Genomic DNA, 26,251 nt, shown 5'->3' with positions numbered 1-26,251 from the left:
AAGAAGGCTATTAATAGCGGGTGGCGCAGGGCAGTGCACTGATCTTTTCAAGCATGGGCGCGTATCTCGGCATAATCTTGTAGGTAGCGCGATCCATCCATAACCGGGAAGGGCTCAGGTTCATGTCTGACGGCAACCGTATCAATATCGGCTCCATTGGTGACGCCAACCACATCAATATTGCGCAGAATCATGCGCCTGAGCGCACCAGCATTCAGTTCGTCATCGACCCCAAGAGTGTCGAGCGAGTGAGCCGGGGCAGCGTCATCAAAGGCGCGGTGGCGTTTTTTCTCTCACTGCCGGCGCTGGTGCTTTCGGTCATGTCGATCCTGGCCGACGCGTTGGGCATCCTTTCCTACTTCAATGTCGAGTCGCGGATCCTGGCCTACATCATCATGGCCGTTGCCATGGGCGGGGTGATGCTGTGCAACGGCAAGCGCAAAATGGCCACCACCAGCATTGCGCCCGATCAGGCCCGATTCATCGATGGGCGTTGGGTCGAGCGTGATGAAAGCGGTGATTATTTGCTGTACCGCAATACCGCGCCCTGCAACTACGAAAACTGCCACGGCACCGTGTATATCCAGACGCCACCACCACGCGAGCAACATAACCACGACTTGATCGGCGTCTGCGATATCGGTGGCAAACAACACACCTATCGCGTCGACTTCAATGGCGTTGGCGAACGGCAACATTTCGACTGGCGCCCGCTTGAGCAGAACAAGCCATAGGCCTGCCGCTGGTGTTCTTCCTGTTGTTGCGGGTTCATCGACAATCCCCTCCGGTATACATCCTGCCGATATCTGCTGAGGAGGGGCGGGGAAAAGAGAGTGGAACGGAGAATTAAGCGGCCATAAAAAAGCCCTGAACTAGTCAGGGCTTTTTTGAGGCTTTCTTGTGCCGATCCGGATCGCGATCGGCACAGGCGGGAGCCGGAATCAGTCCCAGCTCAGCGCGCCGCCAGTCTGATACTCGATCACGCGAGTCTCGAAGAAGTTCTTCTCTTTCTTCAAGTCCATGATTTCGCTCATCCATGGGAACGGGTTGGTGGTGCCCGGGTATTCTTCCTTCAGGCCGATCTGCGACAGGCGACGGTTGGCGATGAACTTGAGGTAGTCCTCCATCATTGCCGCGTTCATGCCCAGTACGCCGCGCGGCATGGTGTCGCGAGCGTATTCGATTTCCAGTTGGGTGCCCTGGAGGATCATCTGGGTAGCTTCTTCCTTCATCTCGGCATCCCACAGGTGCGGGTTTTCGATCTTGATCTGGTTGATCACGTCGATACCGAAGTTCAGGTGCATGGATTCGTCGCGCAGGATGTACTGGAACTGCTCGGCGACGCCGGTCATTTTGTTGCGGCGGCCCATGGACAGGATCTGGGTAAAGCCGCAATAGAAGAAGATGCCTTCCAGGACGCAGTAGTAGGCGATCAGGTTGCGCAGCAGCTCTTTGTCGGTGTCGACGGTGCCGGTTTCGAACTTCGGATCGGAGATCGAGCGGGTGTACTTCAGGCCCCAGGCGGCTTTCTTCGCGACCGAAGGAATCTCGTGGTACATGTTGAAGATCTCGCCTTCATCCATGGCCAGCGATTCGATGCAGTACTGATAGGCGTGGGTATGGATCGCCTCTTCGAACGCCTGGCGCAGGATGTACTGGCGGCATTCCGGGTTGGTGATCAGGCGGTACACAGCCAGCACCAGGTTGTTGGCAACCAGGGAGTCGGCGGTGGAGAAGAAGCCCAGGTTGCGCATCACGATGCGACGCTCGTCGTCGGTCAGGCCTTCCGGGTTCTTCCAGAGGGCGATGTCGGCGGTCATGTTGACTTCTTGCGGCATCCAGTGGTTTGCGCAACCGTCCAGGTATTTCTGCCAGGCCCAGTCGTACTTGAATGGCACGAGCTGGTTGAGGTCGGCGCGGCAGTTGATCATGCGCTTTTCGTCGACGGCGACACGGGCGGAAGCACCTTCCAGCTCGGCCAGGCCTTCAGCGATATCGAGCTGGTCCAAAGAGGCCTTGGCGCGGGCGACGGCTGCCGAGTCGTTGGCGGTTACGGCGCGGGCTTCGAGCGCAGCGGCACCGCCGGCGCTGTCGAGGCGGTCCATGGTGGCTTCGGCCGCGTGGCCGGCGTTGGCGCCTTTAACGGCGACTTCGCCTTCTTCTTTGTCGAATTCGTCCCAGCTCAGCATGACGTGTCGTCTCCTGCGTGAGGGCCAGATGCCCGTGTGAAACCTGGTGGTTGGTTTTTCACACGGCCGAACTGGCCGCGTTGGATCTTAAGGAATCGTTTGTTGCAGCAGCTAACGCAGGCAATAAACAAAAATATGTACGGGAGTTCCGAGGCGACGATGGCGCAGAGGAGCAAGTCGTGTTCTGCGCTGGCTTCGGACTGGCTGTTTATCCCTGTAAGGGAATATTGCAGGCCCGTTTTAAGGCCGCATTATAGGGACTTTTTTGTCGCTTGGGTGCGACGAAGTGGCTCACGATTGGGTCGGCGAGGGGCGTGATCGCGGCGGAGCGAGGGTTTACAAGGCTTTGGCCTGAGAAGATTTTTTTTCACCCGGTTTGGCGTGTTTTTAGCGGTTCGAGGTGGCCGGTGGCGCCGAGATTGTTGCGCGATACGCTGCAAGCCCCGTGAACCATGGCCTGCAGGGGAGGTGGCGAGTTTTCGTAGACAGGATTGTGTTCAATCGATGCCGCAAATTGTCGGTTGGGTTTTCTGCTCAAAAAATCAGCAGAAAAATGCTTTTGCCACTATATCTTGTGTCGAATGGTCAATTTTTGATCTTTGAAACACTACTCTTCGGGGTTGCGGTGCGAGTTCGGTTTTTGACGTGGAAGAAGACGTTTCTACCCTTCGTCAACCCCTTTGGGGCGATTGCAAAACGCTTCCTGCAGGGCCGCAAAGGCAAAAATAGAAAAGGTCTGGTCGCCCTGCATGGGGGGCTTGTAACAAACCTGAATTCAGCCATGTGTTCCGGCCATCTTTGCCGCAAGAAAGATTTCTTGCGGCCGGCATTGGTTTTAACTTCAAGAAATAACCTGTGTATCAGCCGTTAGAACAGCCGTTACCCATGACGCTATATTGAAGAATATGCCGCAAGCCTTTTGAATCTTCATATTCCATGCGCGCCGGTACAACTTCGCATACATTCGGAACTTCGCTCATGGATATAACTTTGGCGATGTCCAGATCGGACGAGTAAGTGTATTCCTCTACCGGCGGCTGCTGGCTTGCGACATCAGTCGGGATCTCGTCGGCCATTGCTGTAGCGCAAAGACTGCTGAGGGCCAGAACTAATAAAGCTTTCATGTTGACTTCACCTTTCTAAGGTCGTGTGGGGTCACGCAGCCTTTATGGGGCTGCGTGTGGAACTTGAGTGGAAGTTTGGATTAACTGCCTTCGTGGGGGCTGTAACTTGGTTAATCGCGTTGCCTTGTTGGCGAAGTCGATTCTAGGCGCCTGGGTAGGCGCTATACAGGCGTGCTTTTGATAAACACTATTGACGGTTTTTGTAACAATCGCGCTGAAAACGACCCTGCACCATGCAGCGGCCGGCTTTTACTGGCCGCAGACTTTGCTGCAAGTACCGCAATAGACGTGCTGGAGCCTTTTCCTGGGCAATTGGCAGGGGGTTGTTACTACCATCGTCGAATGGTTCTATAGGCCCGCCCCGGCTACAACGGGGTCATACAACAACAACTATGTCACCGAGGTAAGAAAGATGAGTGCGGCTTCTCTGTATCCCGTTCGTCCCGAGGTTGCGGCCAACACGCTGACTGACGAGGCGACCTACAAGGCCATGTACCAGCAGTCGGTCGTCAACCCGGATGGCTTCTGGCGCGAGCAAGCCAAGCGCCTCGACTGGATCAAGCCTTTCACCACGGTGAAGCAGACCTCCTTCGACGATCACCATGTCGATATCAAATGGTTTGCCGACGGCACCCTCAACGTTTCCTATAACTGCCTGGATCGCCACCTGGCCGAGCGCGGCGATCAGATCGCGATTATCTGGGAAGGCGACGATCCTTCCGAAAGCCGCAACATCACTTACCGTGAACTGCACGAACAAGTCTGCAAGTTCGCCAACGCCCTGCGGGGCCAGGACGTACACCGCGGCGACGTGGTGACTATCTATATGCCGATGATTCCCGAAGCCGTGGTCGCCATGCTGGCTTGTACCCGCATCGGCGCGATTCACTCGGTGGTGTTCGGCGGCTTCTCGCCAGAAGCGCTGGCCGGCCGGATCATCGACTGCCGGTCCAAGGTGGTGATCACCGCCGACGAAGGCATCCGCGCGGGCAAGAAGATTCCGCTCAAGGCCAATGTCGACGATGCGCTGACCAACCCGGAGACCAGCAGCATCCAGAAGGTCATCGTGTGCAAGCGCACCAATGGCCAGATCAAATGGAACCAGCATCGCGACATCTGGTACGAAGACCTGATGAAGGTCGCCGGTACCGTCTGCGCGCCAAAGGAAATGGGTGCCGAGGAGGCGCTGTTCATCCTTTATACCTCCGGTTCCACCGGCAAGCCCAAGGGCGTGCAGCACACCACCGGCGGTTACCTGCTGTATGCGGCCCTGACTCACGAGCGCGTGTTCGATTACCGTCCGGGGGAAATCTACTGGTGCACCGCCGACGTCGGCTGGGTCACCGGCCACACTTATATTGTCTATGGCCCGCTGGCCAATGGCGCGACCACCGTGCTGTTCGAAGGCGTGCCGAACTACCCGGACGTGACCCGCGTGGCGAAGATCGTCGACAAGCACAAGGTCAATATCCTCTACACCGCGCCGACCGCGATCCGCGCCATGATGGCCTCGGGCACCGCCGCCTGCGAAGGCGCCGATGGCAGCAGCCTGCGCCTGCTCGGTTCGGTGGGTGAGCCGATCAACCCGGAAGCCTGGGATTGGTACTACAAGAATGTCGGTCATTCCCGTTGCCCGATCGTCGATACCTGGTGGCAGACCGAAACCGGCGCGACCCTGATGAGTCCGCTGCCGGGCGCCCACGCCCTCAAGCCGGGCTCGGCGGCACGTCCGTTCTTCGGCGTGGTGCCGGCGCTGGTGGATAACCTGGGCAATATCATCGAGGGGCCTGCCGAGGGCAACCTGGTGATTCTCGATTCGTGGCCAGGCCAGGCCCGCACCTTGTATGGCGATCACGATCGTTTCGTCGATACCTACTTCAAGACCTTCCGTGGCATGTACTTCACCGGCGACGGCGCCCGGCGCGATGAAGATGGCTACTGGTGGATCACCGGGCGTGTGGACGACGTGCTCAACGTCTCCGGCCACCGCATGGGGACCGCCGAGATCGAAAGCGCCATGGTTGCTCACCCGAAAGTCGCCGAAGCGGCGGTGGTCGGTGTGCCTCATGACATCAAGGGGCAGGGCATCTATGTCTACGTCACCCTCAACGGTGGCGAAGAGCCGAGCGAGGCGTTGCGCCTGGAATTGAAGAACTGGGTGCGCAAGGAAATCGGGCCGATCGCCTCGCCGGATGTGATCCAGTGGGCGCCAGGGCTGCCGAAGACCCGTTCCGGGAAGATCATGCGCCGTATCCTGCGCAAGATCGCCACGGCGGAATACGACAGCCTGGGGGATATCTCGACCCTGGCTGACCCGAGCGTGGTGCAGCATCTGGTCGATACCCACAAGACCATGAGCGCCGCTTAAGGCCGACCTGCATCGATGAAAGCCCCGCCCGGCCTTGTGCCGGGCGGGGCTTTTTTGTGGGCGCTATCGGGGGGCTTCTGTAGCCGCTGCCGCAGGCTGCGATCGGCTCCGCAGGAGACGCGCTCTTGAAGGCCCTGAAAGGCCCTTCGGGCCTTATCGCAGCCTGCGGCAGCGGCTACAGGCAGTGGCTTTTCGATTGAATAAATATCGGTATGTCCATCGGGCGTATCTGAATGTTACCGGCGGAAGGGAATGTGTAACCCGTTGCCCGGATTCGGGGCAATGAGAAACGCCAAGCGCTGTTTCAGGGCCTTTGCGGGGCCGGTAAAAAATAAGTCATAACGCTGCGCTTGCCGGAATAGAAGGCTTTGCGAATAATAGGCCCGCAATTTGCAGCGTAGATTGGTTCACCGTCTTTTGCTCTTGCATAAATCTGAAGAGCTGTCAATGTGCTCGACCTGGTTTCTCGGTGCTTCTGTAATTTGTTGTCGCATTGAGGAAATATCGGCTTCGGGCCTGTCGTTAGAATGCCGATCACTCGCTCGTCGTTGCCTGCCGGGGAGCCCGTCTGGGGTTCATGGCCGGGTCCTCAAGGACGCAGCACCGCTATCAGGTTCCACCCATTCGCATATTGGGCTGTCGCTCACTCTGCCGTTTTCGCCCTTTACCGATGGAGTCCTAAGATGAAGAAACTCGTGCTTCTTGGCGCCCTGGCACTGTCCTCCGTACTTTCCCTGCCGACATTCGCCGATGAAAAGCCTCTGAAAATTGGTATCGAAGCGGCTTACCCCCCATTCGCCTCCAAGGCTCCGGATGGCAGCATCGTTGGTTTCGACTACGACATCGGCAACGCCCTGTGCGAAGAAATGAAGGTCAAGTGCGTGTGGGTCGAGCAAGAGTTCGACGGCCTGATCCCGGCACTCAAGGTGCGCAAGATCGATGCGATCCTGTCGTCGATGTCGATCACCGATGATCGCAAGAAGTCCGTGGACTTCACCGGCAAGTACTACAACACTCCGGCGCGCCTGGTCATGAAGGCGGGCACCCAGGTCAGCGATGGCCTGACCGAGCTCAAGGGCAAGAACATTGGCGTGCAGCGCGGTTCGATCCACGAGCGTTTCGCCCGTGAAGTGCTGGCTCCGCTGGGTGCCGAGATCAAGCCATACGGCTCGCAGAACGAAATCTATCTGGACGTGGCGGCCGGTCGCCTCGACGGTACCGTGGCGGACGCTACCCTGTTGAACGACGGCTTCCTGAAAACCGACGCCGGCAAAGGCTTCGCGTTCGTCGGTCCGGCTTTCACCGATACCAAGTACTTCGGTGACGGCGTGGGTATCGCCGTGCGCAAGGGCGATGCACTGAAAGACAAAATCACCGGTGCGATCGCGGCCATTCGCGAGAACGGCAAATACAAGCAAATCCAGGACAAGTACTTCGACTTCGACATTTACGGTCAGTAATCGTCAAGTCAGCAAGTCCGAGATGGCGCAAGCAGCAGAATCTCTGAAGTTTGCGCCATTTTTTCATCCCAATTTTCGAGGACCTGAATCATGTTGAAAGGCTACGGGGCTGTCATCCTCGATGGCGCTTGGCTGACGCTTCAGCTTGCCTTGTCGTCCATGGCCCTGGCCATCGTTCTGGGTCTGGTCGGAGTCGCGTTGCGCCTCTCGCCGGTGCGCTGGCTGGCATGGCTGGGCGATCTGTATTCCACGGTGATCCGCGGGATTCCCGACCTGGTGCTGATCCTGCTGATCTTCTACGGCGGTCAGGACCTGCTCAACCGGGTTGCGCCCATGTTGGGTTACGACGACTACATCGACCTGAACCCGCTGGCCGCCGGTATCGGCACCCTGGGTTTCATCTTTGGTGCCTACCTGTCAGAAACCTTTCGCGGGGCCTTCATGGCGATCCCCAAGGGTCAGGCCGAGGCAGGCATGGCCTACGGCATGAACAGCTTCCAGGTGTTCTTCCGGGTGCTGGTGCCGCAGATGATCCGCCTGGCGATCCCCGGCTTCACCAACAACTGGCTGGTACTGACCAAGGCTACCGCGCTGATTTCGGTGGTGGGCCTGCAAGACATGATGTTCAAGGCCAAGCAGGCGGCGGATGCCACCCGCGAGCCTTTCACCTTCTTCCTCGCAGTGGCGGCGATGTACCTGGTGATCACCAGTGTCTCGTTGCTGGCATTGCGTCACCTTGAGAAGCGCTACTCGGTAGGCGTAAGGGCGGCTGATCTATGATCTTCGACTACAACGTCATCTATGAGGCCTTGCCACTGTATTTCAGTGGCTTGCTGACCACCCTGAAGCTTTTGGCCCTGTCGCTGTTCTTCGGTCTGCTGGTGGCGCTGCCCCTGGGGCTGATGCGGGTGTCCAAGCAGCCGATCGTCAACCTCAGTGCCTGGCTCTATACCTATGTGATCCGCGGCACGCCGATGCTGGTGCAGCTGTTCCTGATTTACTACGGCCTGGCCCAGTTCGATGCGGTGCGCCAAAGCTTCCTCTGGCCTTGGCTGTCCAGTGCGACCTTCTGTGCCTGCCTGGCATTTGCCATCAACACCAGTGCCTACACCGCGGAAATCATCGCCGGCAGCCTCAAGGCCACGCCGAACGGCGAGATCGAGGCGGCCAAGGCCATGGGCATGTCGCGCTACAAGATGTATGCCCGCATCCTGCTGCCGTCGGCCCTGCGCCGGGCGCTGCCGCAATACAGCAATGAAGTGATCATGATGCTGCAGACCACCAGCCTGGCCTCCATCGTGACCCTGATCGACATCACCGGTGCGGCCCGTACGGTCAACGCGCAGTACTACCTGCCGTTCGAGGCCTACATCACCGCCGGCGTGTTCTACCTGTGCCTGACCTTTATCCTGGTGCGCTTGTTCAAGCTGGCCGAAGGCCGCTGGCTGCGCTACCTGGCGCCGCGGAAGCACTGATATGGAACGCATTGACCACGTATTGCCATGGAGCCACCTGGGCAGCGAGCGGCAAATCTCGGTGTTCCGTTTCGGGCGCGGCGAACGCAAGGCCTATATCCAGGCCAGCCTGCATGCGGACGAGCTGCCGGGGATGCGCACCGCCTGGGAGCTGAAAAAGCGCCTGGCCGAGCTGGAGGCCCAGGGCGCGCTGAATGGCGTGATCGAACTGGTGCCGGTAGCCAACCCGATGGGTTTGGGGCAGCTGTTGCAAGGCAATCACCAGGGGCGCTTCGAGGCGGGCAGCGGCAAGAACTTCAATCGCGATTTCGTCGAGCTGAGCGCGCCGGTCGCGGCCCGCCTGGAAGGCTGCCTGGGAGATGACCCGCACGCCAATATCCAGGTGATTCGCCAGGCCATGAGCGCTGTGCTGGCGGAACTGCCGGCACCGTCGAGCCAGCTGCAAGGCATGCAGCGCATTCTCCTGAGCCATGCCTGCACTGCGGATGTGGTGCTGGACCTGCACTGCGATGCGGAAGCGGCGCTGCATATGTACGCCTTGCCGCAGCATTGGCCGCAGTGGCGTTCGCTGGCGGCCCATCTGAATGTACGTGTCGGCCTGCTGGCGGAAGACTCCGGCGGCAGTTCGTTCGATGAAGCCTGTTCGCTGCCCTGGTTGCGCCTGTCGCGCCAGTTCCCGCAGGCGCAGATTCCGCTGGCCTGTCTGGCGACGACCATCGAGCTGGGCGGTCAGGCTGACACCGGTCGCCCGCAAGCCGAGGCCCACGCCGAAGGTATCCTGGCGTTCCTCGCCGAGCAGGGGCTGATCGCGGGCCAGTGGCCGGCGCCGCAGCACGAAGCGTGCGAGGCCATGCCTTTCGAAGGCACTGAATTGTTGTTTGCGCCGCATCCCGGCGTGGTGAGTTTTCTGCGTCCGGCCGGTAGCTGGGTGGAGAAGGGCGAGCCGATTTTCGAAGTGATTGATCCCTTATCCGATCGGGTCAGCACCTTGTGTGCTGGCACCAGCGGCGTGTTGTTCGCCGTTGAGCGGCTGCGTTACGCCCAACCCGGTTTCTGGCTGGCCAAGGTGGCGGGGCGCGAAGCGCTGCGGCACGGGCGCTTGCTCAACGACTGACTGCTTTTGTGAGAACCGACAGCATGTACAAACTTGAAGTCCAAGACCTGCATAAACGCTATGGCAGTCACGAAGTGCTCAAGGGCGTGTCCCTGAAAGCGGCGGCTGGCGATGTGATCAGCATCATCGGCTCCAGTGGCTCCGGCAAATCCACCTTCCTGCGTTGCATCAATCTGCTGGAGCAGCCGCACGCCGGCAAGATCCTGCTGAACAACGAAGAGTTGAAGCTGGTGGCGAACAAGGACGGCGCCCTGAAGGCGGCCGATCCAAAACAGCTGCAGCGCATGCGTTCGCGCCTGTCGATGGTGTTCCAGCACTTCAACCTGTGGTCGCACATGACCGCCATCGAAAACATCATGGAAGCGCCGGTGCACGTGCTCGGTGTACCCAAGGCCGAGGCCCGGGAAAAGGCCGAGCACTACCTGGCCAAGGTCGGCGTGGCGCATCGCAAGGATGCCTACCCGGGCCACATGTCCGGTGGTGAGCAGCAGCGCGTGGCGATCGCCCGTGCGCTGGCGATGGAGCCTGAGGTCATGCTGTTCGACGAGCCGACTTCGGCGCTCGACCCCGAGCTGGTGGGCGACGTGTTGAAAGTGATGCAGGCCTTGGCCCAGGAAGGCCGGACCATGGTGGTGGTGACCCACGAAATGGGCTTTGCCCGTGAAGTGTCGAACCAGCTGATTTTCCTGCACAAGGGCCTGGTGGAAGAGAGCGGCAACCCGCGTGAAGTGCTGGTCAATCCGCAATCGGAACGTTTGCAACAATTCCTCTCGGGCAGCCTGAAGTAAATCACTCCCGTAATGCACCAAATTAGGTCATGCTGCGCACCGCGTGCCAGATGGTCTAATTTGGTTGCAGCCGCCTTTGGCCTCTAACACTGTTTTCGTTTCGGATTGCCCGCCATGACTGCCCATCGAATTGGTTTCCTGATTTGGCCCAGCACTAAAGCCTTGACGCTGGCGCTGGCCGAGGAGGCCTTGCGTGTTGCTCAGCGCGTGCATCCGGAAGTGGTCTACGAACTGGCCTTCCTGCAGGCCGAGGCTCCGGCCGAAGGCGCCTGGCAACTGCCGGGCGAACCCTGGTCGGGCAAGCTCGAAGGCTGCCAGAAACTGTTCCTGCTGGCCGATGAGCCGCCCGCCACCCTGGCGCCGGCCCTAAGCAGCGCGCTCAAGCAACTGGTGCGCGCCGGATGTGTGATCGGTGGCTTGTCCGCCGGCGTGTATCCCCTGGCGCAGCTGGGGTTTCTCGACGGTTATCGGGCGGCGGTGCACTGGCGCTGGCAGGACGATTTTGCCGAGCGCTTCCCCAAGGTCATCGCCACCAGCCATCTGTTCGATTGGGACCGCGACCGCCTGACGGCCTGCGGCGGCATGTCGGTGCTGGACCTGTTGCTGGCGGTGCTGGCGCGCGACCATGGCGCGGAACTGGCCGGCGCGGTCTCGGAAGAGCTGGTGGTCGAGCGTATTCGCGAAGGCGGGGAGCGTCAGCGCATTCCGCTGCAAAACCGCCTCGGTTCCAGCCATCCAAAGCTCACCCAGGCGGTGTTGCTGATGGAAGCCAACATCGAAGAGCCGCTGACCACTGATGAAATCGCCCAGCATGTCTGCGTCTCGCGCCGCCAGCTGGAACGGATCTTCAAGCAATACCTCAATCGCGTGCCGAGCCAGTATTACCTGGAGCTGCGCCTGAACAAGGCGCGGCAGATGCTGATGCAGACCAGCAAGTCGATCATCCAGATCGGCCTGTCCTGCGGTTTCTCCTCGGGGCCGCATTTCTCCAGCGCCTACCGCAACTTCTTCGGCGCCACGCCGCGGGAAGACCGCAACCAGCGACGTAGCAGCAGCCCGTTCGAACTGTCTTCGGTGCCTTCCGAACGCGGTTGATCCACCTCTTCGTTTTACCTGTCAAATTGCTATCGCGAGCAAGCTTCGCTCCTACACGGAATGCATTCTTCTGTAGGAGCGAAGCTTGCTCGCGATGGCGTCGTAATGTGTGGCGCAAATCGTTGGACAATCCTGCCGTTAAAGCCTCTAGCAGTTTAAACTGCGCCTTTGCGACGCAATTTGTCGCATTGCCGTAAACCCGCGTAAAACCAGGGTTGGCGCTATAAGAAGTTGTCGCTTGGCGACAAGGCCGGGCAGAAAACTGTCCTTACAATCCCCCCATCGCTAGCCAGTTTCAGGCAGGCGTTCCTCTTCAGGAGACTCCGATGTCCGTTGAGCAAGCTCCGGTGCAACGCGCCGATTTCGATCAGGTCATGGTTCCCAACTATGCACCTGCGGCTTTCATTCCTGTGCGTGGCGCGGGTTCCCGAGTCTGGGATCAGTCGGGCCGAGAGCTGATCGACTTTGCCGGCGGGATCGCGGTCAACGTGCTGGGCCATGCCCACCCGGCGCTGGTCGCCGCGCTGACCGAGCAAGCCGGCAAGCTGTGGCACGTATCCAACGTCTTCACCAATGAGCCGGCCCTGCGCCTGGCCCACAAGCTGGTCGACGCCACCTTTGCCGAGCGCGCGTTCTTCTGCAACTCCGGTGCAGAAGCCAACGAGGCCGCCTTCAAGCTGGCCCGTCGCGTCGCTTTCGACCGTTTTGGCAGCGAAAAATACGAAATCATCGCGGCCCTCAACAGCTTCCACGGTCGCACCCTGTTCACCGTGAACGTGGGCGGCCAGTCGAAGTATTCCGACGGCTTCGGTCCTAAAATCACCGGCATCACCCACGTTCCCTACAACGACCTGGCTGCATTGAAAGCGGCGATTTCGGACAAGACCTGCGCGGTGGTACTGGAGCCGATCCAGGGCGAAGGCGGCGTGTTGCCAGCCGAGCAGGCTTACCTGCAAGGCGCCCGCGAGCTGTGCGACGCGCACAACGCGCTGCTGGTGTTCGACGAAGTGCAGACCGGCATGGGCCGCAGCGGCGAGCTGTTCGCCTATATGCACTACGGCGTGACCCCGGACATCCTGACCAGCGCCAAGAGCCTGGGCGGCGGTTTCCCGATCGCCGCGATGCTGACCACCGAAGCGCTGGCCAAGCACCTGGTGGTCGGCACCCACGGCACCACCTACGGCGGCAACCCGCTGGCGTGCGCGGTAGCCGGTGCGGTGATCGACGTGATCAACACGCCCGAAGTGCTGAACGGCGTGAAGGCCAAGCACGATCGCTTCAAGACCCGCCTGCTGCAGATCGGCGAGAAGTACGGCCTGTTCACCGAAGTGCGTGGCCTGGGCCTGCTGCTCGGTTGCGTGCTTAGCGATGCCTGGAAAGGCAAGGCCAAGGACGTGTTCAACGCCGCCGAGAAAGAAAACCTGATGATCCTGCAGGCCGGCCCGGACGTGGTGCGTTTCGCCCCGAGCCTGGTGGTCGAAGACGCGGACATCGAAGAAGGCCTGCAGCGCTTCGAGCGTGCGGTCGCCAAGCTGACCCAGGCCTGATTCGGGCTGCGGTACTTCTCGGCGCTTGCCTGCAGGGCAGGCGTCGAGCCCAATTTTCGGTGCCGGGCTGTCCCGGCATTTTTTCCCCTGAGTCGGCCTCCTGGCCGGCCTGTTTCGAGTAAGGAGTGACACCATGCTGGTGATGCGCCCCGCGCAAATGGCTGATCTGGGCGAGGTACAGCGTCTGGCTGCGGACAGTCCGATTGGTGTCACTTCCTTGCCGGATGACGTGGAACGCCTGAGCGACAAGATCGCCGCGAGCGAAGCTTCGTTCGCCGCCGAGGTCAGCTTCAATGGCGAGGAGAGCTACTTCTTCGTCCTTGAGGACACCGAGACCGGCAAGCTGGTCGGTTGCTCGGCCATCGTCGCTTCGGCCGGTTATTCCGAGCCGTTCTACAGCTTCCGTAACGAGACCTTCGTGCACGCCTCCCGCGAGCTGAAGATCCACAACAAGATCCACGTGCTTTCCCAGTGTCACGACCTGACCGGCAACAGCCTGCTGACCAGCTTCTATGTGGTCCCGGAGCTGGTGGGTTCGCCGTGGTCGGAGCTCAACTCTCGCGGCCGCCTGCTGTTCGTCGCCAGCCATCCGGAGCGCTTCGCCGATTCGGTGGTGACCGAGATCGTCGGCTACAGCGACGAGAATGGCGACTCGCCGTTCTGGGACGCCATCGGTCGCAACTTCTTCGACCTCAACTACGCCGCCGCCGAGCGTCTGTGCGGGCTGAAAAGCCGCACCTTCCTCGCCGAGCTGATGCCGCATTACCCGATCTATGTGCCGCTGCTGCCGGATGCCGCGCAGGAAGCCATGGGCCAGGTGCACCCGCGGGCGCAGATCACCTTCGACATCCTGATGCGCGAAGGCTTCGAAACCGACCATTACATCGACATCTTCGACGGTGGCCCGACCCTGCATGCCCGGGTCTCGGGGATCCGCTCGATCGCCCAGAGCCGCGTGGTGCCGGTGAAAATCGGCGAGGTTGCCAAGGGCGGCGGACGCCAGTACCTGGTCGCCAATGCGCAGTTGCAGGATTACCGCGCGGTGATGCTGGAGCTGGACTACGCGCCCGGCAAGCCAGTGACCCTGGATCTGCAAGCGGCCGAAGCCCTGGGCGTCGGCGAAGGTGCCAGCGTGCGCCTGGTGGCGGTTTAACGGCTGCGGCAAATGCCGGAAGAATCCTGGAAAGCAGCGAGTTTCGCGGGGGCCGTCAGCGGCGCCCGTCTGAGGAGATAGCATGATCGTTCGTCCCGTACGCAGCAGCGATTTACCCGCTCTGATCGACCTGGCCCGCAGCACCGGCACCGGCCTTACCACCTTGCCGGCCAACGAAGAGCGCCTGAAACACCGCGTGGGCTGGGCGGAAAAGACCTTCCGTGGCGAAGCCGAGCGGGGCGACGCGGATTACCTGTTCGTGCTCGAGGACGACAATGGCCGCGTGGTGGGGATTTCCGCGATTGCCGGCGCAGTCGGCCTGCGCGAGCCCTGGTACAACTTCCGGGTCGGCCTGACCGTCAGCGCCTCCCAGGAGCTGAACATCTACCGCGAGATTCCGACGCTGTTCCTGGCCAACGACCTGACCGGCAATTCCGAGCTGTGCTCGCTGTTCCTGCACGCCGATTACCGCACTGGCCTTAATGGCCGCATGCTGGCCAAGGCGCGCATGCTGTTCATCGCCGAGTTCCCGCAGCTGTTCGGCAACAAGATCATCGCCGAGATGCGCGGCATGTCCGATGAGGCCGGGCGCTCGCCCTTCTGGGAAAGCCTGGGCCGACACTTCTTCAAGATGGAATTCAGCCAGGCCGACTACCTGACCGGCGTGGGCAACAAGGCATTTATTGCCGAGCTGATGCCGAAATTCCCGCTGTACACCTGCTTCCTTTCCGAAGGCGCGCGCAACGTGATCGGCAAGGTGCACACCGATACCGAGCCGGCGCTGGCCATGCTCAAGAGCGAGGGCTTCAGCTACCAGGGTTACGTCGACATCTTCGACGCCGGCCCGGCGGTGGAGTGCGAAACCGCCAAGATCCGCGCGGTGCGCGACAGCCAGGCGCTGGTGCTGGCCATCGGCACGCCAGGCGACGACGCCACGCCTTTCCTGATACACAACCGCAAGCGCGAGGACTGCCGGATCACCGCCGCACCCGCGCGTTTCGCGGCGGGCACCCTGGTGGTCGATGCGCTGACCGCCAAACGCCTGCAACTCAATGCGGGCGATCAGGTCCGTGCCGTTGCGCTGTCTGCTTCCCGGGAGTCGAAATAATGAACACGCTGTACATCGCAGGCCAATGGCTGCCAGGCCAGGGCGAAGCCTTGGAATCCTTGAATCCGGTGACCCAGCAAGTGCTGTGGTCGGGCAACGGCGCCAGCGCCGCCCAGGTGGAAAGCGCGGTGCAGGCCGCACGCCAGGCATTCCCGGCCTGGGCCAAGCGTTCGCTGGAAGAGCGGATTGCGGTATTGGAAGCCTTTGCCGCAAGCTTGAAAAACCATGCCGACGAACTGGCCCGCTGCATCGGCGAGGAAACCGGCAAGCCGCTGTGGGAAGCCGCCACCGAAGTGACCAGCATGGTCAACAAGATCGCGATTTCGGTGCAGAGCTACCGTGAGCGTACCGGCGAGAAGAGCGGCCCGCTGGGCGACGCCACCGCGGTACTGCGCCACAAGCCCCACGGCGTAGTGGCGGTGTTCGGCCCGTACAATTTCCCTGGCCATCTGCCTAACGGGCATATCGTTCCTGCCCTGTTGGCGGGGAACAGCGTGCTGTTCAAGCCTAGCGAGCTGACCCCGAAAGTCGCCGAGCTGACCGTCAAGTGCTGGATCGAAGCCGGCCTGCCGGCGGGCGTGTTGAACCTGCTGCAAGGCGCGCGGGAAACCGGTATCGCCCTGGCCGCCAACCCGGGTATCGATGGCCTGTTCTTCACCGGCTCCAGCCGTACCGGCAACCATCTGCACCAGCAGTTCGCCGGCCGTCCGGACAAGATCCTCGCGCTGGAGATGGGCGGTAACAATCCGCTGGTGGTGGACCAGGTCGCGGACCTGGACGCGGCGGTCTACACCATTATCCAGTCGGCCTTTATTTCCGCCGGCCAGCGTTGCACCTGCGCCCGTCGCCTGCTGGTGCCGCAAGGCACCTGGGGCGATCAGTTGCTCGAGCGCCTGGTAGCGGTCAGCTCGACCCTCGAGGTCGGTGCGTTCGACCAGCAGCCGGCACCTTTCATGGGCTCGGTGATTTCCCTGGGGGCGGCCCGTGCGCTGATGCAGGCCCAGGAAAACCTGTTGGCCAATGGCGCCGTGGCGCTGCTGGAAATGACTCAGCCGCAGGCCCAGGCCGCGCTGCTGACCCCAGGCATTCTCGACGTGACCGCCGTGGCCGAGCGCCCGGACGAAGAGCTGTTCGGCCCCTTGCTGCAAGTGATTCGCTACGTTGATTTCGCAGCGGCGATCGCCGAGGCCAACGACACCCAATACGGCCTGGCGGCAGGCCTGCTGTCGGACTCCGAGGAGCGTTACCAGCAGTTCTGGCTGGAAAGCCGGGCCGGTATCGTCAACTGGAACAAGCAACTGACCGGTGCCGCTAGCAGCGCGCCGTTCGGCGGCGTGGGCGCCTCGGGCAACCATCGCGCCAGTGCCTATTACGCGGCGGATTACTGCGCGTACCCGGTGGCCTCGCTGGAAACCGCGAGCCTGACCTTGCCGAGCACGCTGACGCCGGGCGTACGCCTGGCGTGATGGGTTGCGCCGCAGATTGGCGGAAGGTCCTGCGGACCTTTTCGCAGCCTGTGGCAATGGCTACAGAGAGCGGCGGGGCGTCGGTGGTTTTGGTAACCCTGTAGCCACTGCCGCAGGTCGCGATCGTCCCGCAAAGCGGGCGCCGACGACCTCAAGACATGTACTGATACCGAAGCCTATAACAACAGATTTTCGTGGAGCCTCGCTGATGAAATCCTATGAAGTCAATTTCGACGGTCTAGTGGGGCCTACCCATAACTACGGCGGCCTGTCCTACGGCAACGTCGCGTCCCAGAGCAACAGCCAGCAGTGTTCCAACCCCAAGGAAGCCGCGCTGCAGGGCCTGGCGAAAATGAAAGCGCTGATGGAAATGGGTTTCCAGCAAGGCGTGCTGGCGCCACAGGAGCGCCCGGATGTGGCCGCCCTGCGTCGGCTGGGGTTTGCCGGCAGCGATGCACAGGTCATCGAGCGCGCCGCTAAGGATGCGATGCCGCTGCTGGTCGCCAGTTGCTCGGCGTCGAGCATGTGGGTGGCCAACGCCGCCACGGTCAGCCCGAGCGCCGACACCGCTGACGGTCGCGTGCATTTCACCGCCGCCAACCTGAACTGCAAATATCACCGCAGCATCGAGCACCCGACCACCAGCCGCGTACTGGGGGCGATGTTCGCCGACCAGAAGCACTTCGCCCATCACGCGGCATTGCCGGCGGTGGCGCAATTCGGCGATGAAGGCGCGGCCAACCACACCCGTTTCTGCCGTGACTACGGCCAGGCCGGCGTCGAGTTCTTCGTCTTCGGTCGCAGTGCCTTCGATACCCGCTACCCGGCACCGCAGAAGTACCCGGCGCGCCAGACCCTGGAAGCCTCGCAAGCGGTTGCCCGGCTGCACGGCCTGAGCGAGGACGGGGTGGTGTATGCCCAGCAGAACCCGTCGGTGATCGACCAGGGCGTGTTCCACAACGACGTGATCGCGGTGGGTAACGGCGAAGTGCTGTTCTACCACGAAGATGCATTCCTCGAGACCGACAAGATGCTCGCCGAGCTGCAGGCCAAGCTGGGCAAGTGTGGCGGCAACTTCCAGTCGATCTGCGTGCCGCGCTCGCAGGTCACGGTGGAAGACGCGGTGCGTTCCTACCTGTTCAACAGCCAGTTGCTGTCCCGTGCCGACGGCTCGATGCTGCTGATCGTGCCGGAAGAGTGCCGTGGCAACGAGCGTGTCTGGCAGTACCTGCAAAGCCTGACCAGCTCCGGCGGCCTGATCCGCGAAGTGAAAGTCTTCGACCTCAAGCAGAGCATGCAGAACGGCGGTGGCCCGGCGTGCCTGCGGCTACGGGTCGCGCTCAACCAGACTGAACTGGCGGCGGTCAACCCAGGGGTTATCATGACCGCGCCGTTGTACGACACGCTGACCCAATGGGTCGACAAGCACTACCGCGACCGCCTGAGCGAAAACGATCTGGCGGACCCGCAATTGCTGCTTGAGTGCCGGACGGCACTGGATGAACTGACGCAAATCCTTAAACTGGGCGCGGTTTATCCATTCCAGATCAATTAAAAGCCCGCGCCTGTTTCTGTGGATCCAGGCGCCGCTTTATCTCCAGATGAGAGCGTAATAAATGAGCGATACCCTGAAGCTGATCCTTGAAGATACCGACGGCACTCAACTGGAAACTTCCTGCACCCGCGTTGCCGTGATGTGGCAAGGCAAGGAACTGTGGATCCAGCAGGATGGCCGCGGCCAGCTGCTGATCGGCGTGGACGTCGAGGAAGGCGACGAGGAATACGCCAACCTGCTGCTGCGTCCATTGGCGACTAATCTGGTAAGTCTGCAACTGGAAATGGAACCGGCCGACGCTGGTGACGACGATCACGTGCACGGCCCAGACTGCCAGCACGACCATTAAGGAATTACGTTCTATGCTCGCCCTCGGCAAACTGCTTGAACTGACCCTCGCCGGTCGTGAACCGGCGGAGAAGACTCAACTGACTGTCGACGGCGTGCGGATGCGCTGGCTAAGCGAAGGTGCGCTGGAGGTCCGGCCACCCCAGGCGCGCGACAATGGCATGGACCTGCTGCTGTCGGCCGGCATCCACGGCAACGAGACGGCACCGATCGAGTTGCTCGACCGTCTGTTGCATGACATCGCCCGCGGCGACCTCAAACCGTGTGCACGCATTCTCTTCCTGTTCGGCAACCCCGAGGCCATGCGCCGTGGCGAGCGGTTCGTCGAGCAGGACATCAACCGGCTGTTCAACGGCCGGCACGAACAAGGCAGCGGCAACGAAGCCTTGCGCGCCTGTGAGCTGGAGCGCCTGGCCGCAAGCTTTTTCAGCTTGCCGGAGCGCACCCGCCTGCACTACGACCTGCACACCGCGATCCGCGGTTCGAAGATCGAGCAGTTTGCCCTGTATCCGTGGAAGGAAGGTCGCCAGCACTCGCGTCGCGAACTGGCGCGCCTGCGCGCTGCGGGCATGGAGGCGGTGCTTTTGCAGAACAAGCCGTCCATCGTGTTCAGCTCCTACACCTACGACAAGCTGGACGCCGAGTCCTTCACCCTGGAGCTGGGCAAGGCCAGGCCGTTCGGGCAGAACGAGGGAGTGAATGTCGAGCGTCTGGAAACCCGCCTCAAGCAGATCATCGAAGGCTGCGAGCCACCGGTGGCGGACGAGGGGCTGGATGGCTTGCAGTTGTTCAGCGTCGCTCGGGAAATCATCAAGCACAGCGATACCTTCCACCTGCACCTGCCGGCGGACATCGAGAACTTCTCCGAGCTGGAAGTGGGTTACCTGCTGGCCGACGACATCGCCCAGACCCGCTGGATAGTCGAGGAGCCGGGGGCGCGGATCATCTTCCCCAACCCCAAGGTGAAGAACGGCCTGCGTGCCGGGATCCTGATCGTGCCGACCACGGCTGACGGCCTGGCCTGACACGGCAATCTGTAGCCACTGCCGAAGGCTGAGATCAACCGCCTAGCGGGCGCTGCTTTTGAGGTTGATTGGAAGGCCCTGCGGGCCTTATCGCAGCCTGCGGCAGCGGCTACAAAAAACATCGCGAGCCAGCTCGATCCGAGAGGAACGAACGGGCTCGCGATTTTGCTTTCAGCGTCTGTCGCTTAAACCGCTACCCGCTGCTCATGGCGATGCAGGGCGCGAGTCTTGTGCAGGGTGTCGGCGCAGGTTTTCGCGGCTTCCTGGCCTTTATGCACGAAATGCTCGAAGAAGAACTTCTGGTGTTCTTCGCCGGCATGGAAGTGGTGCGGAGTCAGGACCACCGAGAACACCGGCACTTCGGTTTCCAGCTGGACCTGCATCAGCCCGCTGATCACCGACTGGGCGACGAATTCGTGGCGGTAGATGCCGCCGTCCACTACCAGGCCTGCGGCAACGATGCCGGCATAACGACCGGACTTGGCCAGCAGCTTGGCGTGCAGTGGAATTTCAAAGGCGCCGCCGACTTCGAAGAAGTCGATATCGCTTTCCTGGTAACCCTGGGCGAGCATTTCGCTGACGAAACCTTTGCGGCTCTGGTCGACGATTTCCTTGTGCCAGCAGGCCTGGATAAACGCCACGCGTTCGCCGTGATGCTGTTTGCTTTTGCTATCGATTGCGGTGGGTTGCATCTGTTCTGACTCCTGTTTGTGTGAAAAACAGGGCGTTATGAATCGAAAGGGATTTAAGGGTACGTGCAGGCCAGGCGCACAGGCATTCGTGCGGCGGTCTGCGGACGGCCCTTTGGTGCCAATCCCGTTCTCTCTTCATCCGGACTATGACCGTCGGCCCCGGGATCACACCGGGTCTGCTGACCTTGCCGCCATTCACCGCCGAAGCGGCGCCTGTCGCCAAGCGCTCGCGGGCTATGCGCATTGCGCGCAATTACCGCCGGTGGGGAATTACACCCCGCCCTGAGAACGTTGCCACCGGATTTTGCGGCGGCGGTGAGTTTGTAACACATATTTTTCGGCGGCGCATTGGGGCTTTTGGATGATAAACATCGGTTTTTTAATGTGCGTCGACGAGCTTTTCTCGAGCGAGCCTTGATAAATCCCGGCGGCGCCCGTAGTAATTCGGTTCGAAGGAATTTCCCCTTATCCGCAGCGACGTGCGCGTCCTATTGCCGAGGCCTGATCCATGAGCGTTATCGATCTTCGTAGTGACACCGTTACCCAGCCCACGACGGGCATGCTGGAAGCAATGGCCACGGCGGCCACGGGCGATGATGTCTATGGTGAAGATCCGACGGTCAATCGTCTGGAAGCCGAACTGGCGCAACGTCTCGGGTTTGCCGAGGCGCTGTTCGTGCCAACCGGCACCATGAGCAATCTCCTGGGCTTGATGGCTCATTGTGGGCGTGGCGACGAATACATCGTCGGCCAGCAGGCGCATACCTATAAGTACGAAGGCGGCGGTGCGGCGGTGCTGGGTTCGATCCAGCCGCAGCCGTTGGAGGTCCAGGCCGACGGTTCGCTGGACCTGGGGCAGGTGGCAGCGGCGATCAAACCGGATGATTTTCACTTTGCCCGTACCCGCCTGCTGGCGCTGGAAAACACCATGCAGGGCAAGGTGCTGCCCTTGACCTATCTGGCGCAGGCGCGGGCCTTTAGCCGCGAGCATGGCCTGGCCCTGCACCTGGACGGCGCGCGGTTGTACAACGCGGCGGTCAAGCTGGGTGTCGATGCGCGGCAGATCACCCAGCACTTCGACTCGGTCTCGGTGTGCCTGTCCAAGGGCCTGGGCGCGCCGGTGGGTTCGGTGCTGTGCGGTTCGGCGCAGGTGATCGGCAAGGCCCGTCGCCTGCGCAAGATGGTCGGTGGCGGCATGCGTCAAGCCGGGATTCTGGCCGCGGCGGGCCTGTACGCACTCGATCATCACGTAGCGCGCCTGGCCGACGACCATGCCAATGCCCAGTGGCTGGCCGAGGGGCTGCGCAAAGCGGGCTATGAGGTCGAGCCGGTGCAGACCAACATGGTCTATGTTTCGATGGGCGACCGGGCAGAGGCCCTCAAGGCCTTCGCCGCTGAGCGCGGGATCAGGCTGAGCGCCGCGTCGCGGCTGCGGATGGTCACCCACATGGATGTCAGCCGTGCGCGAATCGAGCAGGTCGTCGAGACTTTTATCGATTTTTCCCGCAACTGAGAGTGTTAGCCGTCCAATTGACCGTCTCTATCGTATAAACACGCTGTACCCCAAGCTCAGGGCCGATATAATGCGGCCCTTTGCCGTCGTTTCGTCTGATGACGTTTCGCACAGGCCTTTGGCCGCAGTCTCCGTGGAAGAACCTAATGAAAAGCGCAGAAATCCGTGAAGCCTTCCTTCGCTTCTTCGAAGAGCAAGGCCACACCCGTGTAGCCTCCAGCTCTTTGATTCCGGGCAACGACCCAACCCTGCTGTTCACCAACGCGGGGATGAACCAATTCAAGGACTGCTTCCTGGGCCAGGAAAAGCGCGCCTATACCCGCGCCGTAAGCAGCCAGAAATGCGTGCGCGCCGGCGGCAAGCACAACGACCTGGAAAACGTCGGTTATACCGCCCGTCACCACACCTTCTTCGAAATGCTGGGTAACTTCAGCTTCGGCGATTACTTCAAGCGTGATGCCATCACCTTCGCCTGGACCTTCCTGACGTCCGACAAGTGGCTGAACCTGCCGAAAGAAAAACTCTGGGTCACCGTCTACGCCACCGATGACGAGGCCTATGACATCTGGACCAAGGAAGTCGGGGTTCCGGCCGAGCGCATGGTCCGTATCGGCGACAACAAGGGCGCGCCATACGCCTCCGATAACTTCTGGACCATGGGCGATACCGGCCCGTGCGGTCCTTGCACCGAGATTTTCTATGATCACGGCGCCGATATCTGGGGCGGCCCACCGGGCTCCCCGGAAGAAGACGGCGACCGTTACATCGAGATCTGGAACAACGTGTTCATGCAGTTCAACCGTACCGCCGATGGCGTGTTGCACCCGCTGCCAGCGCCGTCGGTGGACACCGGCATGGGCCTGGAGCGAATCAGTGCGGTACTGCAGCACGTTCATTCGAACTATGAAATCGACCTGTTCCAGAGCTTGCTGAACGCAGCGGCCAAGGCCATCGGTTGCACCAACGATGCACAGGCGTCGCTGAAAGTCGTGGCCGACCATATCCGCTCCTGCGGTTTCCTGGTCGCCGACGGCGTGCTGCCTTCCAACGAAGGCCGCGGTTATGTACTGCGCCGCATCATTCGCCGCGCTTGCCGTCACGGCAACAAGCTGGGCGCCAAGGGCAGCTTCTTCTATCAGATCGTCGCGGCACTGGTCGCCGAGATGGGCGAAGCCTTCCCGGAACTGAAGTCCCAGCAGGCGCACATCGAGCGCGTACTGAAAGCTGAAGAAGAACAGTTCGCCAAGACCCTGGAGCAGGGCCTGAAGATCCTCGAGCAGGACCTGGCTGAACTCAAGGGCACCGTGGTGCCGGGCGACGTCGTGTTCAAGCTGTATGACACCTACGGTTTCCCGATGGACCTGACTGGCGACATCGCCCGCGAGCGCGAACTGACTCTCGACGAGGAAGGTTTCGAGCGCGAGATGGAAGCCCAGCGCGTACGTGCCCGTTCCGCGAGTTCCTTCGGCATGGATTACAACAGCCTGGTCAAGGTCGATGTGGCCACCGAATTCACCGGTTATCACGCCACCAGCGGTTCGGCCAAGGTGGTCGCTCTTTATAAGGAAGGGCAATCGGTCGACGTGCTCAGCGAAGGCGAAGAAGGTGTGGTCGTGCTCGACCAGACGCCTTTCTACGCTGAGTCGGGCGGCCAGATCGGCGACTGCGGTTACCTGCAGGCCGGCAATGCGCGTTTCGATGTACGCGATACCACCAAGACCGGCGGTGCCTTCCTGCATCACGGTGTATTGGCCAGCGGTAGCCTGACCATTGGTGCGCCAGTGCAAACCCAGGTGGATGCCGAAGTGCGTCATGCCACTTCGCTGAACCACTCGGCCACCCACTTGCTGCACGCCGCTCTGCGCCAGGTACTGGGCGAGCATGTGCAGCAGAAGGGCTCGCTGGTCGACAGTCAGCGCCTGCGTTTCGACTTCAGCCACTTCGAAGCGATCAAGCCTGAGCAGATCAAGGCCCTGGAAGACATCGTCAACGCCGAGATCCGCAAGAACACTGCGGTGGAAACCGAAGAAACCGATATCGATACCGCCAAGCAGAAGGGCGCCATGGCGCTGTTCGGTGAGAAGTATGGCGACAGCGTGCGGGTACTGAGCATGGGCGGCGATTTCTCCGTCGAGCTGTGTGGCGGTATCCACGCCAACCGCACCGGCGATATCGGCCTGCTGAAAATCATCAGCGAAGGCGGCGTGGCCTCGGGTGTACGTCGTATTGAAGCGGTCACCGGTGCCGCGGCACTGGCGTACCTGAACGCTGCGGAAGAGCAACTCAAGGAAGCGGCCACCCTGGTCAGGGGCAGCCGTGACAATCTGATCGACAAGCTGTCGGCCGTGCTGGAGCGCAACCGTCTGCTGGAGAAGCAAATCGAGCAATTGCAGGCCAAGGCGGCCAGTGCCGCTGGCGACGACCTGTCGGCGCAGGCGCTGGATGTCAAAGGCGCGAAAGTGCTGGCGGCGCGCCTGGACGGTCAGGACGCCAAGGCGCTGCTGGCGTTGGTCGATCAGTTGAAAAACAAACTCGGTCGCGCAGTGATCCTGCTCGGCAGTGTCCATGAGGAAAAGGTCGTACTGGTTGCGGGCGTAACCAAAGACCTGACTGGCCAACTCAAAGCCGGTGATTTGATGAAACAAGCCGCTGCGGCAGTGGGCGGGAAGGGTGGTGGTCGTCCGGACATGGCGCAGGGCGGTGGTGTCGATGCCGCTGCGCTGGATGCCGCGCTGGCCCTGACCGTTCCGTTCGTCGAGCAGGGGATTTAAGGTTCCAAGCCGAGCCCGTCGTCTAGTGGCGGGCTTTGGAGCTGCGCAGTTTGATTGATTAATGGGCGCCCCTTTACGGGCTGAGGCGGCTTAGAAATGGCTTTGATCGTACAGAAATTTGGAGGTACCTCGGTCGGTTCTGTCGAAAGAATCGAACAGGTCGCCGACAAGGTGAAAAAATTCCGCGAAGCCGGTGACGACCTGGTGGTTGTACTGTCGGCCATGAGCGGCGAAACCAACCGTCTGATCGACCTTGCCAAGCAAATCAGCGGCGACGGTCAACCGGTTCCTCGCGAACTGGACGTGATTGTTTCCACCGGTGAGCAGGTGACGATCGCACTGCTGGCCATGGCGCTGATCAAGCGCGGCGTGCCAGCGGTGTCCTATACCGGCAACCAGGTGCGGATTCTGACCGATAGCGCGCACAATAAAGCGCGCATATTGCAGATTGACGATCAGAAAATTCGCGGTGACCTGAAGGCCGGTCGCGTGGTCGTGGTCGCGGGTTTCCAGGGCGTCGACGAGCACGGCAACATCACGACCCTCGGTCGTGGCGGTTCCGACACTACTGGCGTGGCACTGGCGGCAGCCCTGAAGGCTGACGAATGCCAGATCTACACCGATGTCGACGGCGTCTACACCACCGATCCGCGCGTGGTGCCCGTGGCCCAGCGCCTGGACAAGATCACCTTCGAAGAAATGCTGGAAATGGCCAGCCTGGGTTCCAAGGTGCTGCAGATCCGCGCGGTCGAGTTCGCCGGCAAGTACAACGTCCCGCTGCGCGTACTGCACAGCTTCAAGGAGGGTCCGGGTACCCTCATTACTATTGATGAAGAGGAATCCATGGAACAGCCGATCATTTCCGGCATCGCTTTTAACCGCGATGAAGCCAAGCTGACCATCCGTGGCGTGCCAGACACTCCCGGCGTGGCCTTCAAGATTCTCGGTCCGATCAGCGCCGCGAACATTGAAGTCGACATGATCGTGCAGAACGTTTCGCACGATAACACCACCGACTTCACCTTCACCGTGCATCGCAACGATTACCTGGCAGCCCAGCAAGTGCTGGAAAACACTGCCCGTGAAATCGGTGCACGGGAAGTGGTGGGCGATACCAAGATCGCCAAGGTCTCGATCGTAGGCGTCGGCATGCGCTCCCATGCGGGCGTTGCCAGCCGCATGTTCGAAGCACTGGCCAAGGAAAGCATCAACATCCAGATGATTTCGACCTCGGAAATCAAGGTTTCCGTGGTAATCGAAGAGAAGTACCTGGAACTGGCTGTGCGCGCTCTGCACACAGCTTTCGAACTGGACGCTCCGGCCCGACAGGGCGAGTGATGCGTTGCCCGAAGGGCGCGGTTTACCGCGCCCTTTGTTTTTTTGATCTGCGTGACAGAAAACTGTTCTTTTGCTCGCGCTAGTCAATACTTAGGCGTGTAGGGCTACGGCCGTCCTGGTTG

General features: G+C 61.0%; 22 protein-coding genes and 1 riboswitch. Of the genes, 19 read left to right on the top strand and 3 right to left on the bottom strand.

The window, feature by feature from the left end:
* Window positions 1-122 precede the first annotated feature (122 nt).
* On the top strand, window positions 123-734 hold the full coding sequence (locus tag BLV20_RS10635) for a phage holin family protein (protein ID WP_092300752.1): 612 nt from the start codon (window positions 123-125) through the stop codon (window positions 732-734).
* Window positions 735-941: 207 nt separating this feature from the next.
* On the opposite strand, the gene BLV20_RS10630 is transcribed toward BLV20_RS10635, so the two are convergent.
* Window positions 942-2,189 carry a ribonucleotide-diphosphate reductase subunit beta gene (locus BLV20_RS10630; RefSeq protein ID WP_025805755.1) on the bottom strand — a complete coding sequence of 416 codons (1,248 nt, stop codon included), beginning with the start codon at window positions 2,187-2,189 and terminating at the stop codon, window positions 942-944.
* Between the two features lie 445 nt (window positions 2,190-2,634).
* On the opposite strand from BLV20_RS10630, the gene BLV20_RS30910 reads away from it, so the two are divergent.
* A complete protein-coding gene (locus BLV20_RS30910; protein ID WP_139192692.1) occupies window positions 2,635-3,060 on the top strand; it encodes a hypothetical protein in 426 nt (141 codons plus the stop codon).
* On the opposite strand, the gene BLV20_RS10625 is transcribed toward BLV20_RS30910, so the two are convergent.
* Window positions 3,050-3,313 carry a DUF2790 domain-containing protein gene (locus BLV20_RS10625; protein ID WP_092300749.1) on the bottom strand — a complete coding sequence of 88 codons (264 nt, stop codon included), beginning with the start codon at window positions 3,311-3,313 and terminating at the stop codon, window positions 3,050-3,052. The genes BLV20_RS30910 and BLV20_RS10625 overlap by 11 nt on opposite strands.
* A gap of 412 nt (window positions 3,314-3,725) precedes the next feature.
* Here BLV20_RS10625 and acs point away from each other — a divergent pair, with 412 nt between their 5' ends.
* The 14 genes from acs to astE all read left to right on the top strand — a co-directional run bounded on the left by acs (window position 3,726) and on the right by astE (window position 19,815).
* A complete protein-coding gene (gene acs, locus BLV20_RS10620) occupies window positions 3,726-5,681 on the top strand; it encodes an acetate--CoA ligase (RefSeq protein WP_092300746.1) in 1,956 nt (651 codons plus the stop codon).
* A 683-nt stretch (window positions 5,682-6,364) separates the two neighbouring features.
* Window positions 6,365-7,141: an ABC transporter substrate-binding protein gene (locus BLV20_RS10615; protein ID WP_092300743.1), complete on the top strand. Its 777-nt coding sequence runs from the start codon at window positions 6,365-6,367 to the stop codon at window positions 7,139-7,141.
* A 90-nt stretch (window positions 7,142-7,231) separates the two neighbouring features.
* On the top strand, window positions 7,232-7,921 hold the full coding sequence (locus BLV20_RS10610) for an ABC transporter permease (protein ID WP_092300740.1): 690 nt from the start codon (window positions 7,232-7,234) through the stop codon (window positions 7,919-7,921).
* Window positions 7,918-8,616: an ABC transporter permease gene (locus BLV20_RS10605; RefSeq protein ID WP_092300737.1), complete on the top strand. Its 699-nt coding sequence runs from the start codon at window positions 7,918-7,920 to the stop codon at window positions 8,614-8,616. Before BLV20_RS10610 ends, BLV20_RS10605 begins: the two co-directional genes overlap by 4 nt.
* Before the next feature lies 1 nt (window position 8,617).
* Window positions 8,618-9,730: a succinylglutamate desuccinylase/aspartoacylase family protein gene (locus BLV20_RS10600; RefSeq protein WP_092300734.1), complete on the top strand. Its 1,113-nt coding sequence runs from the start codon at window positions 8,618-8,620 to the stop codon at window positions 9,728-9,730.
* Window positions 9,731-9,753: 23 nt separating this feature from the next.
* Window positions 9,754-10,518, top strand: a complete 765-nt coding sequence (locus BLV20_RS10595; RefSeq protein WP_007921545.1) for an ABC transporter ATP-binding protein — start codon at window positions 9,754-9,756, stop codon at window positions 10,516-10,518.
* Window positions 10,519-10,632: 114 nt separating this feature from the next.
* Entirely contained in the window at window positions 10,633-11,613 is a 981-nt protein-coding gene (gene argR, locus BLV20_RS10590) for a transcriptional regulator ArgR (protein WP_053280484.1), read from the top strand.
* Between the two features lie 326 nt (window positions 11,614-11,939).
* A complete protein-coding gene (locus BLV20_RS10585) occupies window positions 11,940-13,160 on the top strand; it encodes an aspartate aminotransferase family protein (protein WP_092300731.1) in 1,221 nt (406 codons plus the stop codon).
* A 133-nt stretch (window positions 13,161-13,293) separates the two neighbouring features.
* The gene (gene aruF, locus BLV20_RS10580) at window positions 13,294-14,313 is read left to right on the top strand and encodes an arginine/ornithine succinyltransferase subunit alpha (RefSeq protein ID WP_007921551.1); all 1,020 of its coding nucleotides are present in this window, start codon (window positions 13,294-13,296) and stop codon (window positions 14,311-14,313) included.
* Between the two features lie 82 nt (window positions 14,314-14,395).
* On the top strand, window positions 14,396-15,421 hold the full coding sequence (astA, locus tag BLV20_RS10575) for an arginine N-succinyltransferase (RefSeq protein WP_092300728.1): 1,026 nt from the start codon (window positions 14,396-14,398) through the stop codon (window positions 15,419-15,421).
* Window positions 15,418-16,887: a succinylglutamate-semialdehyde dehydrogenase gene (gene astD, locus BLV20_RS10570; RefSeq protein ID WP_175540182.1), complete on the top strand. Its 1,470-nt coding sequence runs from the start codon at window positions 15,418-15,420 to the stop codon at window positions 16,885-16,887. The genes astA and astD overlap by 4 nt, the downstream gene beginning before the upstream one ends.
* 208 nt (window positions 16,888-17,095) lie before the next feature.
* A complete protein-coding gene (gene astB, locus BLV20_RS10565) occupies window positions 17,096-18,442 on the top strand; it encodes an N-succinylarginine dihydrolase (RefSeq protein ID WP_092300722.1) in 1,347 nt (448 codons plus the stop codon).
* 61 nt (window positions 18,443-18,503) lie between these two features.
* Window positions 18,504-18,791, top strand: a complete 288-nt coding sequence (locus tag BLV20_RS10560; RefSeq protein ID WP_092300719.1) for a topoisomerase II — start codon at window positions 18,504-18,506, stop codon at window positions 18,789-18,791.
* Window positions 18,792-18,804: 13 nt separating this feature from the next.
* Window positions 18,805-19,815, top strand: a complete 1,011-nt coding sequence (gene astE, locus BLV20_RS10555) for a succinylglutamate desuccinylase (protein ID WP_092300716.1) — start codon at window positions 18,805-18,807, stop codon at window positions 19,813-19,815.
* A gap of 185 nt (window positions 19,816-20,000) precedes the next feature.
* On the opposite strand, the gene BLV20_RS10550 is transcribed toward astE, so the two are convergent.
* Window positions 20,001-20,507 carry a 6,7-dimethyl-8-ribityllumazine synthase gene (locus BLV20_RS10550; RefSeq protein ID WP_092300713.1) on the bottom strand — a complete coding sequence of 169 codons (507 nt, stop codon included), beginning with the start codon at window positions 20,505-20,507 and terminating at the stop codon, window positions 20,001-20,003.
* Between the two features lie 122 nt (window positions 20,508-20,629).
* A riboswitch (FMN riboswitch) is annotated at window positions 20,630-20,801 on the bottom strand.
* Window positions 20,802-21,015: 214 nt separating this feature from the next.
* On the opposite strand from BLV20_RS10550, the gene ltaE reads away from it, so the two are divergent.
* The 3 genes from ltaE to BLV20_RS10535 all read left to right on the top strand — a co-directional run bounded on the left by ltaE (window position 21,016) and on the right by BLV20_RS10535 (window position 26,129).
* A complete protein-coding gene (ltaE, locus tag BLV20_RS10545) occupies window positions 21,016-22,020 on the top strand; it encodes a low-specificity L-threonine aldolase (protein ID WP_092300709.1) in 1,005 nt (334 codons plus the stop codon).
* Window positions 22,021-22,166: 146 nt separating this feature from the next.
* Window positions 22,167-24,791 (top strand): alanine--tRNA ligase, encoded by a 2,625-nt coding sequence (gene alaS / locus BLV20_RS10540; RefSeq protein ID WP_092300706.1) that lies wholly within the window; start codon window positions 22,167-22,169, stop codon window positions 24,789-24,791.
* Between the two features lie 96 nt (window positions 24,792-24,887).
* On the top strand, window positions 24,888-26,129 hold the full coding sequence (locus tag BLV20_RS10535; RefSeq protein WP_045881818.1) for an aspartate kinase: 1,242 nt from the start codon (window positions 24,888-24,890) through the stop codon (window positions 26,127-26,129).
* Window positions 26,130-26,251 lie beyond the last annotated feature (122 nt).

The organism is Pseudomonas sp. NFIX28 (genome assembly GCF_900107395.1).
In the GTDB taxonomy this organism is placed as follows: domain Bacteria; phylum Pseudomonadota; class Gammaproteobacteria; order Pseudomonadales; family Pseudomonadaceae; genus Aquipseudomonas.
This window is presented reverse-complemented; position numbering and strand designations above follow the sequence as displayed.

Coding starts and splice junctions, on each gene's coding strand:
- astE (WP_092300716.1), top strand. CDS start 18,805: ATGCTCGCCCTCGGCAAACTGCTTGAACTGACCCTCGCCGGTCGTGAA.
- astA (WP_092300728.1), top strand. CDS start 14,396: ATGATCGTTCGTCCCGTACGCAGCAGCGATTTACCCGCTCTGATCGAC.
- BLV20_RS10615 (WP_092300743.1), top strand. CDS start 6,365: ATGAAGAAACTCGTGCTTCTTGGCGCCCTGGCACTGTCCTCCGTACTT.
- BLV20_RS10535 (WP_045881818.1), top strand. CDS start 24,888: ATGGCTTTGATCGTACAGAAATTTGGAGGTACCTCGGTCGGTTCTGTC.
- acs (WP_092300746.1), top strand. CDS start 3,726: ATGAGTGCGGCTTCTCTGTATCCCGTTCGTCCCGAGGTTGCGGCCAAC.
- BLV20_RS10625 (WP_092300749.1), bottom strand. CDS start 3,313: ATGAAAGCTTTATTAGTTCTGGCCCTCAGCAGTCTTTGCGCTACAGCA.
- BLV20_RS10595 (WP_007921545.1), top strand. CDS start 9,754: ATGTACAAACTTGAAGTCCAAGACCTGCATAAACGCTATGGCAGTCAC.
- argR (WP_053280484.1), top strand. CDS start 10,633: ATGACTGCCCATCGAATTGGTTTCCTGATTTGGCCCAGCACTAAAGCC.
- BLV20_RS10605 (WP_092300737.1), top strand. CDS start 7,918: ATGATCTTCGACTACAACGTCATCTATGAGGCCTTGCCACTGTATTTC.
- alaS (WP_092300706.1), top strand. CDS start 22,167: ATGAAAAGCGCAGAAATCCGTGAAGCCTTCCTTCGCTTCTTCGAAGAG.
- BLV20_RS10635 (WP_092300752.1), top strand. CDS start 123: ATGTCTGACGGCAACCGTATCAATATCGGCTCCATTGGTGACGCCAAC.
- ltaE (WP_092300709.1), top strand. CDS start 21,016: ATGAGCGTTATCGATCTTCGTAGTGACACCGTTACCCAGCCCACGACG.
- BLV20_RS10585 (WP_092300731.1), top strand. CDS start 11,940: ATGTCCGTTGAGCAAGCTCCGGTGCAACGCGCCGATTTCGATCAGGTC.
- BLV20_RS10600 (WP_092300734.1), top strand. CDS start 8,618: ATGGAACGCATTGACCACGTATTGCCATGGAGCCACCTGGGCAGCGAG.
- astB (WP_092300722.1), top strand. CDS start 17,096: ATGAAATCCTATGAAGTCAATTTCGACGGTCTAGTGGGGCCTACCCAT.
- BLV20_RS10610 (WP_092300740.1), top strand. CDS start 7,232: ATGTTGAAAGGCTACGGGGCTGTCATCCTCGATGGCGCTTGGCTGACG.
- aruF (WP_007921551.1), top strand. CDS start 13,294: ATGCTGGTGATGCGCCCCGCGCAAATGGCTGATCTGGGCGAGGTACAG.
- BLV20_RS10560 (WP_092300719.1), top strand. CDS start 18,504: ATGAGCGATACCCTGAAGCTGATCCTTGAAGATACCGACGGCACTCAA.
- BLV20_RS10630 (WP_025805755.1), bottom strand. CDS start 2,189: ATGCTGAGCTGGGACGAATTCGACAAAGAAGAAGGCGAAGTCGCCGTT.
- BLV20_RS10550 (WP_092300713.1), bottom strand. CDS start 20,507: ATGCAACCCACCGCAATCGATAGCAAAAGCAAACAGCATCACGGCGAA.